Raw genomic sequence first — 7,964 nt, 5'->3', positions numbered from 1 at the left:
TTGAAAGTGCGGGGCCATCCTGTGCACGTGTTCGAGGCCGGTGCCGGCTCGAACGCCATCGTGGCAGGCTACCATCTCATCCACGCGCTGCAAAAACTTGAGTCAGACTGGAATGAGCGCGCCAAGGCCGATCGCAACTTTAACGCGGTAACCCATCCGATCAATTTCAATCCGGGCATTATCAAGGGCGGTGACTGGGCCTCCAGCGTGCCGGCCTGGTGCGATATCAATTGCCGGATCGCGATATTGCCCGGATGGTCGGTCGCCGATTGCCAGGCCGAAATACTCGCGTGCATCTCCTCCGCGGCACGCGATCATCGCTTCCTCTCGAACAATCCGCCCGAAGTGCAATGGTCCGGCTTTCTGTCCGACGGTTATGAACTGAAGGATTCCGCAGATTCGGAGGCTGCCTTCGGCAAGGCTTTCCAGACAGTATATGGCGGCACGGTTTCCGACCTCGCGTTTACGGCGCTTACCGACACTCGCTTTTATGGATTGTACTACAATATTCCGAGCCTCTGCTTCGGAGCGACCGGCGCAGCGATGCACGGCTTCAACGAGTATGTTGATCTGGAATCGTTGCGCCAATCGACCAAAGCCATCGCGCTGTTCGTCGCGGAATGGTGCGGGCTTGAGCGGATCTAGCCGGAGGGCCAAAGCGCGGCGACGATCGCATTCAGTCCGTCGGTGAGCGCCGCCGGGCCGGGCTGTAAGATTAATGGCGATTTGATTTCGATAATGCAATTATTGCGGACGGCAGGAAGATCACTCCAGCCCGGTCGATTTCTGATCCTGTCCGGCACGACTTTCTTGCCGCACCACGATGCCAGGATCACATCCGGCGTGGTCTCGCGGACGAGATCGGGCAAAATGATCCGATCCTTTGCCGCATGCTGAAACCGCAGGTTTGGCAGCACGTCCTCTCCGCCCGCGATTTCGATCAGCTCGGAGACCCACCCGATGCCGCTGATCAGCGGATCGTCCCACTCCTCGAAATACACCTTTGGTTTTGGCAAAGGCCTGGGTACCGAAGCGATGGCTGCAAGGCGTTGTTCGTAGCTGGTTGCAAGCCGATCGGCTCGGTCGACCGCGCCAACCAGCGCACCGACAGTGCGGATCATTGCGAGAATGCCGGCGATATCTCGCTGATTGAAAACATGAACGGGCACGCCGGCGCGGACGAGATCGGAAACGATCTCTGCCTGCAAATCGGAGAAGGCCAGCACGAGATCCGGCTCGAGCTTCAGGATTTTGGGAATGTCGGCCGATATAAACGCGGAAACTCGCGGCTTCTCGCGCCTGACCTGAGGCGGGCGGACGGCATAACCGGAAACCCCGACGATGCGGTCCTGTTCTCCGAGCAGATACAATGTCTCGACGGTCTCTTCTGTGAGACAGACGATGCGGCGGGGAGGGAAGTAGCGCATCCGAACCATATGGTCGAAAACCAACGGTTTGTCACCAACCGACAAATCTCATCGTAGACTTGACCTCGCGGGTAATCGTTTCAACAACAGTCTTGATGAAGCATTGGATGGTTGTCCAAGCCCCGCGTATGTTTCGAAGAAAATGAGAGGATTATCGCTGATGACGCCGCTTGAAAGAGTGAATTCGATGAAAATGCCATTCGCTGAACTGAAGGGCGTCACCTTTACCGAGGCCGAAAGGGATCGTGTGGTCGCGCGAATGCTGGTTCGACCTGATCTCTGCACACTCGGCCATACCATTCATGGCGGCGCAATCATGGCGCTTGCGGATTCGGTCGGCGCGGCGGCTACCGTGATCAATTTGCCTGATGACGCGAAGGGTACCACCACCATCGAAAGCAAGACGAATTTCATCGGCGGCGCGCGCGAAGGCGCGACCCTCGTCGCCACCGCGACCCCGGTGCATCGCGGTCGACGAACGCAAGTCTGGCAGACACGGCTGGAGACTGAGGACGGAAAGCTGGTCGCGGTAGTAACGCAGACGCAAATGGTGCTGGTCTGATCCTAAACGCTGCTTTTGGGAATACCCTCTTTAGAACTCCCCGGGTTACTTAAGTCCCCATCCGCTTATCGTTGCCGAATTTCCTGACAACCCGGCGCTCGACCACCACGGAGCGTTGCGCGCCCTGTTCGCCCGCGATGACGCGGGTCGAAGAGCGTGCGGATGTACGCGCGATCTTCTTCACTTCCGGCGTTACCGCATCAACCGGCATTCCCATCAGAGAAGCGGCGATTTCAGCCTGAGCTTCCTGATCATCGGTGATGCCAATGGCGGCAAAGATTGCTTCGTCAAGCGTGGGCGGATCGCGTCGGACGCGACGTGGCCCATATTTCGTATTCCAATTTTCGCTCATCCGGGGCCTCTGATTTGACCGCAGATAACTAGGAGGCTCGATATTGCATTGCAATACACAAAACGAGTGGCAAACCAGCTATGCATTCCCGGCTTCAAATCTATGCACAAGGACTGTCGTTGCTGTAATCACCCTGCTTTCCAGAGATTGCATCGGCGTGATCACGGCACTGGCTCGGCCGCGCTCGCAAATCCACCGGTTGCTGCGGCCATCGCCTCAATGCTGCCTGTCCGGCCTCGGTCAGGACGTAAATGCCGCGCTCAGCGCGGTCGAACCAGCCGTACACATTGTGTAGCAGAATTTTCGCAGCGTCAGGAATTTCCGGTTTGAGGTCGCGCACGCGCCGAGGGCCTTGCGCAAGCGCGGATGCGCACGCTAGCGCCTGCTGGCGATAAGCCGTCATGATCGGCGCGCGGGTGCTGCCACCCATAGCGGGATCGCCTTTGCGACGGCGATGTTCCGCGACCAATCGCGAGCGCTTTTTCTTGTCTCGCCGGGGACTGGTGGTCGGCGGCTCGACGATCACCTCCACCGCGCCGGTGTTGGTGACGGCGAGCATCCCGAAGCCGAGCCGGCGGCAGAGGTTGCGATATCTGCTGTCGCTCTCGCGTCCCTTGCCGGTCGCTGACAGTTTGGCGGCAACCCATACCTCGTCGCACGCGCCGGCGCGATCAACGGCCTGCAAAATCAATTCAAGATTAAAGGACAGCTTCAATTCTCCGATCACGACGATCGGCGGCTCGCCCGCGCTCAGGCCCACGAGATCGCAGCCGCCGACCTCTCCCTTGACCGTAAAGCCGAGGTTTTCGAGGAAACGCTTGACGGGAAGGTAAAGCGCGGTTTCCAAGCTGGCTCCGATAGCGCGAAGTGCGACTCAATACTGCCAGTTTACCCCGGATGACCGTTAGGTAGATCGGGCGTACCGCCAAAACCATGTGGGATCGCCTCATTTCGAGCGGAACCGAAATGGGGCTAATTGGTGGGATTGATGGCGCGCGGCATGGCAGCCAATGTATATGCGCTGGCAGGGCTGGATTTTCGGGCCAAAAAGGCCGGAGCGACAATGGAAGAGGGACTCTACAAGGTTGAGATGCATACCGTGCACGGCTCGCGCCGCGGCGTCCTCTACGTTTGGGACGGCAAAATGATGGGCGGGAATTCGGCATTTGCGTTCATCGGCACGTATCGGGATGGCGAAAATGACGAGGTGCTGGTCGACATTTCGAGTAAGCGTCACAATGACGATCCGAAATTCCAGCCGCTCTTCAAAGTCGATGAGATCACCCTGTCGCTCACGGGCCGGCGACAGGGTACGCAATATTTTTTCGAAGGCGGTACGACGCAGTTGCCCGACATTGCTTTCAACTCGGTGATGACTCCGATCAGCGAAGCGGGGGCGCCCCCGGTGCCGCCGCCGGCCGGAAAAGGCGGGATTGGAAACGGTCTTTACTCCATTCACATCCGGATGCTTGACGGACTCGACGGCGGCAACACCGGTGTGATGGTGCTGCACGACGGTAAAATCCGCGGTGGCGACGCATTTTTCGATTACATCGGGTCCTGCTCCAGTTCGAACGGCAGATGGAAAGGCGAACTGGTCAACCATGAGCACACGCCTAGTCAGGGCGCCCGGCCGGTGTTCGGTGGTCGCGAGGTCGGCGTCGGGTTCTCCGGAAGCTACGATGAGGAAGGAGCTCTCGCGGAAGCGACCGCGCTGGCCGGCAAACGAAGCATTCGCTTTAGCGCGGTATTGAAAAAGCTCGTGAAGACGTGAGGCCTGTTGTCGTGAATGGCTAGACACGGCCGCTCACCGGAATCAAAGCGCCAGTCACGGCGCTGGCGGCATGGCTAATTAGAAACAGGATCACCTCGGCGAGCTCTTGCGGTGCTACCCATTTGCCGAAGTCTGCCTGCGGCATGCTGGCGCGATTGGCAGGTGTATCGATGATGGAGGGGAGCACGGCGTTGACTGTGATCTTGCCTTTCCACTCGGCGGCGAGCGCCTCGGTCAAGCGGTGCACGCCGGCCTTGGAGGCAGCATAAGGTCCCATTCCGGAGCCGGCCTGGAGCGCAGCCATCGCGCCGACATTGATGATTCGCCCCGCGCCGGAAGCGGTGAGATGGCCGATGGCAGCCCGCGATGCGTTCAACGCGGTAAGCACGTTGAGGGCGTACATTCGTTGCCAGGTGTTCGTCTCGCCGTCCGCGACCGCCTCAAAGGCAAAGCCACCAGCGATATTGACCAGCGCATCGATCCTGCCGAAATGCGACGCGACATTGTCAATCGCCGTTTTGGCCGCCGCGGCGTTCGAAAGATCGACACCGCCAAGCTCGAGCCGATTGCCCGTTGCGCCGACTCGTGAGACGGCGTGATCCACTCCGGCAACGCGCGCGCCGCGTGCCAGCGCACTCTCCGCGACCACTTTGCCGAGGGCGCCCAACGCTCCGGTTATGACAACGACTTTTCCGTCCATGATGGAGCCTCGTGCCCGTTGGAGTTAGATAAAATTTGCCCGAGTTCCGTAAGCGAATTTCAGACCGGCCCCGCTATAGACCAGCAATTGGGCGTTCAATGCAGGGACTGGAATACATCATGAGACATCTACCCGATCACGGTTTACCGCTTGTTCAGCTTAAGGAACAGCGAAGGGATCTCATCGTCGCGCTCCAGAACCGCAGGGGACCGGTGAGCGGCTGGGAATTGATGCAGATCGCCGCGGTCCAGCAGGCAATCTCGGCGTTCGAGGACGTCATCGCTGATCTCGATGCGGAGTTGGAAGCCGCCGCGTAACGGTTGGTTCACCCCTGAAATCTCCATAAGCAGTAGTTCAGGTTTCCAGGTAGCGCGCCTGGAGCCTCGCGCGTTGATCCGCACCGACCCCCAATCCGTCCGTAAAATAACATTCGAGGTTGCCGTAATCGGTGCTGATTGCGTCGAACGCGGCGGCGAGAAATGACGTTTGCACCGAGCCCAGAACCTGACTGACATTGTCGGGAAGATCGCTCGAAGCCGAGGGCTCGCGGCGATAGAAGCGGTTGGTGAGCAAATAATCCTCGGCGATCAGCTCATCGCGCACGCCAAGCGCATGTAAAATCAGCGCGCAGGCGAAGCCGGTGCGATCCTTGCCGGCGCTGCAATGGATCACCAACGGCGCGCGGTCCTCAAGCAGATGGGTGAATAACGTGCGGAAGCTTGCGGTATTCGAGCGGACATAACTTCGATAGGAATCGCGCATCACCTCGATCGCATCGGAGGACGATAGTGCGACACCACTGGCGCCTCGCGCGCGCAGGGTAGCAACGACTGTCGGCTCGATCGCCAGCGAGTGAACGGCGATATCGGAAAGACAGCAGATTGCAGTGGCACGTTCCTCGGCGCCGCGTAAGTCGAACGCGCTTTTTAGACGGAGGGATCGCAGGATATTGATATCGGCATCCGTGAGCTGCCCTAGATGATTGGAGCGAAAGATCTGCCGCCACCGAACGGGCCGGCCATCTTTTCCGGGATAGCCGCCGAGATCGCGGAAATTACTGGCGCCGAAGAGGTTGAGGTGACGGGCAGGGGTCTCTGACATGAGTGGAGTTTAAGCTCAGGCTTGCGGCTGTTATCAACGATTCCGTGTTGGCTCCGACTCCTGGATCGCCGCTTCGTGATACCAGCTTCCGCTGCAGGCAGCCGTGCTCAACGCCGACGAGCTCTGGGGCGGGCGAGATCGAGGCTCGTCCTGCGAATGCACGCCGAGTTGGGTGCGGCCCCTGGGCGGGAATTGGTAGATCTTTGCGGACCCGCTATTCAAGCGCGCATTCATGTGATCGTCCCTCTTGGTCTCGACCCGTTTTCGAATGGCCGACAAATCATAACCATGCTGCGCCCCAGTCGTTCTCGGCCGGTTACCAAAGGCGATATTGGCGCTGCATTCCACTGATGCAACCTGACCAAAACAAAATCAGCTTCTGTATAGATTTTAGGCATTTGTCGCTTTTGCATGTCGCAGGGCAGGCGATGCCGGGCCAACGTCCGAGCCGTGGCCAAGTTGCCGCGCAGCGTCGCCTTACGGTCGAATGTTGCGAAGCTGTGCCGCGGCCTTGATCACCCGGACGGCGAAGTCGAAAACTGGCGCGAGATCGGGCCGGATTTCGACGTAATTGCACCTCCCTGCGCGCGCCTATGCCGCACCCCAATGCCGCCGCAGAAGAGCGAGATGGCGAGCCTGGTTGGTCACCCCACGTGGGCGCCGCAATGCACTGATTTGGCACCTTAATTGCTAGATGGATGATGGCCGAAGGTGGCCGGGTAGGTTGGTTGGCGTCGCTCGACCGGCGTGCGTTCCCCAGCTCTTGCATCATCAATTCATGAGAGGCCCAATGACCAAGTATAAGCTCGAGTATATCTGGCTCGACGGATACTCGCCGACGCCGAACCTGCGCGGCAAAACGCAGATCAAGGAATTCGACGCTTTTCCGACGCTCGAACAGCTTCCGTTGTGGGGCTTCGATGGAAGTTCGACCATGCAGGCCGAGGGCCACAGCTCCGATTGCGTGCTGAAGCCGGTCGCGATCTATCCGGATGGCGCGCGCACCAATGGCGCGCTGGTGATGTGCGAAGTCATGATGCCTGATGGCAGGACCCCGCATGCCAGCAACAAGCGCGCTACCATTCTCGATGACGAGGGCGCGTGGTTCGGTTTCGAACAGGAATACTTTTTCTACAAGGATGGTCGCCCGCTTGGCTTCCCCTCCACCGGCTATCCGGCGCCGCAGGGGCCATACTATACCGGCGTTGGCTACAAAAATGTCGGAGATGTCGCCCGGCAGATGGTGGAAGAGCATCTCGACCTTTGCCTCGCGGCGGGGATCAACCATGAAGGCATCAACGCCGAAGTCGCGAAAGGCCAGTGGGAATTCCAGATTTTCGGCAAGGGCTCCAGGCGGGCCGCCGATGAGATGTGGATGGCGCGATATCTGATGCTGCGTCTCGCTGAAAAATACGGCGTCGATATCGAGTTCCACTGCAAGCCGCTCGGCGACACCGACTGGAACGGCTCCGGCATGCACGCAAACTTCTCCACCAGGTACATGAGAGAAGTCGGCGGAAAGGACTATTTCGAAAGGCTGATGGAAGCCTTCAAGACCAATCGCGCCGAACACATCGCGGTTTACGGTCCGGACAACCACATGCGCCTGACCGGCAAGCACGAGACCGCCTCGATTGACACCTTCAGCTATGGTGTCGCCGATCGCGGCGCTTCGATTCGCGTGCCCCACAGCTTCGTCAACAACGGCTACAAGGGCTATCTGGAAGATCGCCGTCCGAACTCGCAAGGCGACCCCTATCAGATCGCTTCTCAGATCCTGAAGACGATCGCGTCGGTGCCGACCTCCGCCAAGGCAGCGGCGGCTTAGAGGCTGCTCATATAACAACCCGGCTCGAGGCGACGAACGGATCCGCCAAAGCACCAGCTGCTTTGGCGGATTTTTGCGTTTCAACATGCGCTGCTCTGGAAAACGACGTGGATGGCCGGGACAAGCCCGGCCATGACGGTTGTTGGCTCATCTTCGATTTAGATTTCAAACAGCCAATTGGTGGGTCGAGACGAGCGAAGCTCGCTCTTTCTTACTTATC

Annotated in this window: 11 protein-coding genes; 5 read left to right on the top strand and 6 right to left on the bottom strand. The window is 59.1% G+C overall.

What is annotated here, in order from left to right; translation table 11 throughout:
* Positions 1-645 (top strand): M20/M25/M40 family metallo-hydrolase (locus VJV58_RS03970; RefSeq protein ID WP_324136045.1); only part of this gene is annotated, 645 nt, incomplete at its 5' end.
* Here VJV58_RS03970 and VJV58_RS03965 read toward each other — a convergent pair.
* On the bottom strand, positions 642-1,427 hold the full coding sequence (locus VJV58_RS03965) for a cobalamin-binding protein (protein ID WP_324136044.1): 786 nt from the start codon (positions 1,425-1,427) through the stop codon (positions 642-644). The genes VJV58_RS03970 and VJV58_RS03965 overlap by 4 nt on opposite strands.
* A 160-nt stretch (positions 1,428-1,587) precedes the next feature.
* On the opposite strand from VJV58_RS03965, the gene VJV58_RS03960 reads away from it, so the two are divergent.
* Positions 1,588-1,989, top strand: coding sequence for a PaaI family thioesterase (locus VJV58_RS03960; RefSeq protein WP_324136043.1), 402 nt, complete (start codon positions 1,588-1,590; stop codon positions 1,987-1,989).
* Positions 1,990-2,038: 49 nt separating this feature from the next.
* On the opposite strand, the gene VJV58_RS03955 is transcribed toward VJV58_RS03960, so the two are convergent.
* Both VJV58_RS03955 and VJV58_RS03950 read right to left on the bottom strand, forming a co-directional pair.
* Complete coding sequence (locus VJV58_RS03955; protein ID WP_324136042.1) at positions 2,039-2,341, bottom strand: hypothetical protein; 303 nt, start codon at positions 2,339-2,341, stop codon at positions 2,039-2,041.
* A 100-nt stretch (positions 2,342-2,441) separates the two neighbouring features.
* Entirely contained in the window at positions 2,442-3,188 is a 747-nt protein-coding gene (locus tag VJV58_RS03950) for a DUF2161 domain-containing phosphodiesterase (protein ID WP_324136041.1), read from the bottom strand.
* Positions 3,189-3,341: 153 nt separating this feature from the next.
* Between VJV58_RS03950 and VJV58_RS03945 the strand changes: the two genes are divergently transcribed.
* Positions 3,342-4,115, top strand: coding sequence for a GrlR family regulatory protein (locus tag VJV58_RS03945; protein WP_324136040.1), 774 nt, complete (start codon positions 3,342-3,344; stop codon positions 4,113-4,115).
* A gap of 19 nt (positions 4,116-4,134) precedes the next feature.
* Here VJV58_RS03945 and fabG read toward each other — a convergent pair whose 3' ends face one another.
* Positions 4,135-4,815 carry a 3-oxoacyl-ACP reductase FabG gene (gene fabG / locus VJV58_RS03940; RefSeq protein ID WP_324136039.1) on the bottom strand — a complete coding sequence of 227 codons (681 nt, stop codon included), beginning with the start codon at positions 4,813-4,815 and terminating at the stop codon, positions 4,135-4,137.
* A 119-nt stretch (positions 4,816-4,934) separates the two neighbouring features.
* Between fabG and VJV58_RS03935 the strand changes: the two genes are divergently transcribed.
* On the top strand, positions 4,935-5,132 hold the full coding sequence (locus tag VJV58_RS03935) for a hypothetical protein (RefSeq protein ID WP_324136038.1): 198 nt from the start codon (positions 4,935-4,937) through the stop codon (positions 5,130-5,132).
* 37 nt (positions 5,133-5,169) lie between these two features.
* On the opposite strand, the gene VJV58_RS03930 is transcribed toward VJV58_RS03935, so the two are convergent.
* Together VJV58_RS03930 and VJV58_RS03925 are read right to left on the bottom strand one after the other, a co-directional pair.
* Positions 5,170-5,916: a tyrosine-protein phosphatase gene (locus VJV58_RS03930; RefSeq protein ID WP_324136037.1), complete on the bottom strand. Its 747-nt coding sequence runs from the start codon at positions 5,914-5,916 to the stop codon at positions 5,170-5,172.
* A 33-nt stretch (positions 5,917-5,949) separates the two neighbouring features.
* Positions 5,950-6,150 (bottom strand): DUF2735 domain-containing protein, encoded by a 201-nt coding sequence (locus VJV58_RS03925; protein ID WP_324136036.1) that lies wholly within the window; start codon positions 6,148-6,150, stop codon positions 5,950-5,952.
* A 556-nt stretch (positions 6,151-6,706) separates the two neighbouring features.
* On the opposite strand from VJV58_RS03925, the gene VJV58_RS03920 reads away from it, so the two are divergent.
* Positions 6,707-7,744 (top strand): glutamine synthetase beta-grasp domain-containing protein, encoded by a 1,038-nt coding sequence (locus VJV58_RS03920; RefSeq protein WP_324136035.1) that lies wholly within the window; start codon positions 6,707-6,709, stop codon positions 7,742-7,744.
* Positions 7,745-7,964 lie beyond the last annotated feature (220 nt).

The sequence above is a fragment of the Bradyrhizobium sp. genome (assembly GCF_035273305.1).
Classification (GTDB): Bacteria; Pseudomonadota; Alphaproteobacteria; order Rhizobiales; family Xanthobacteraceae; genus Bradyrhizobium.
The sequence above is the reverse complement of the archived record's forward strand: the minus strand, read 5'-3'. Positions and strand labels throughout refer to the sequence as shown.

Excerpts from the sequence above, each read along its gene's own strand:
- VJV58_RS03965 (WP_324136044.1), bottom strand. The coding sequence starts at position 1,427 with ATGCGCTACTTCCCTCCCCGCCGCATCGTCTGTCTCACAGAAGAGACC.
- VJV58_RS03960 (WP_324136043.1), top strand. The coding sequence starts at position 1,588 with ATGACGCCGCTTGAAAGAGTGAATTCGATGAAAATGCCATTCGCTGAA.
- VJV58_RS03955 (WP_324136042.1), bottom strand. The coding sequence starts at position 2,341 with ATGAGCGAAAATTGGAATACGAAATATGGGCCACGTCGCGTCCGACGC.
- VJV58_RS03945 (WP_324136040.1), top strand. The coding sequence starts at position 3,342 with ATGGCAGCCAATGTATATGCGCTGGCAGGGCTGGATTTTCGGGCCAAA.
- fabG (WP_324136039.1), bottom strand. The coding sequence starts at position 4,815 with ATGGACGGAAAAGTCGTTGTCATAACCGGAGCGTTGGGCGCCCTCGGC.
- VJV58_RS03935 (WP_324136038.1), top strand. The coding sequence starts at position 4,935 with ATGAGACATCTACCCGATCACGGTTTACCGCTTGTTCAGCTTAAGGAA.
- VJV58_RS03930 (WP_324136037.1), bottom strand. The coding sequence starts at position 5,916 with ATGTCAGAGACCCCTGCCCGTCACCTCAACCTCTTCGGCGCCAGTAAT.
- VJV58_RS03925 (WP_324136036.1), bottom strand. The coding sequence starts at position 6,150 with ATGAATGCGCGCTTGAATAGCGGGTCCGCAAAGATCTACCAATTCCCG.
- VJV58_RS03920 (WP_324136035.1), top strand. The coding sequence starts at position 6,707 with ATGACCAAGTATAAGCTCGAGTATATCTGGCTCGACGGATACTCGCCG.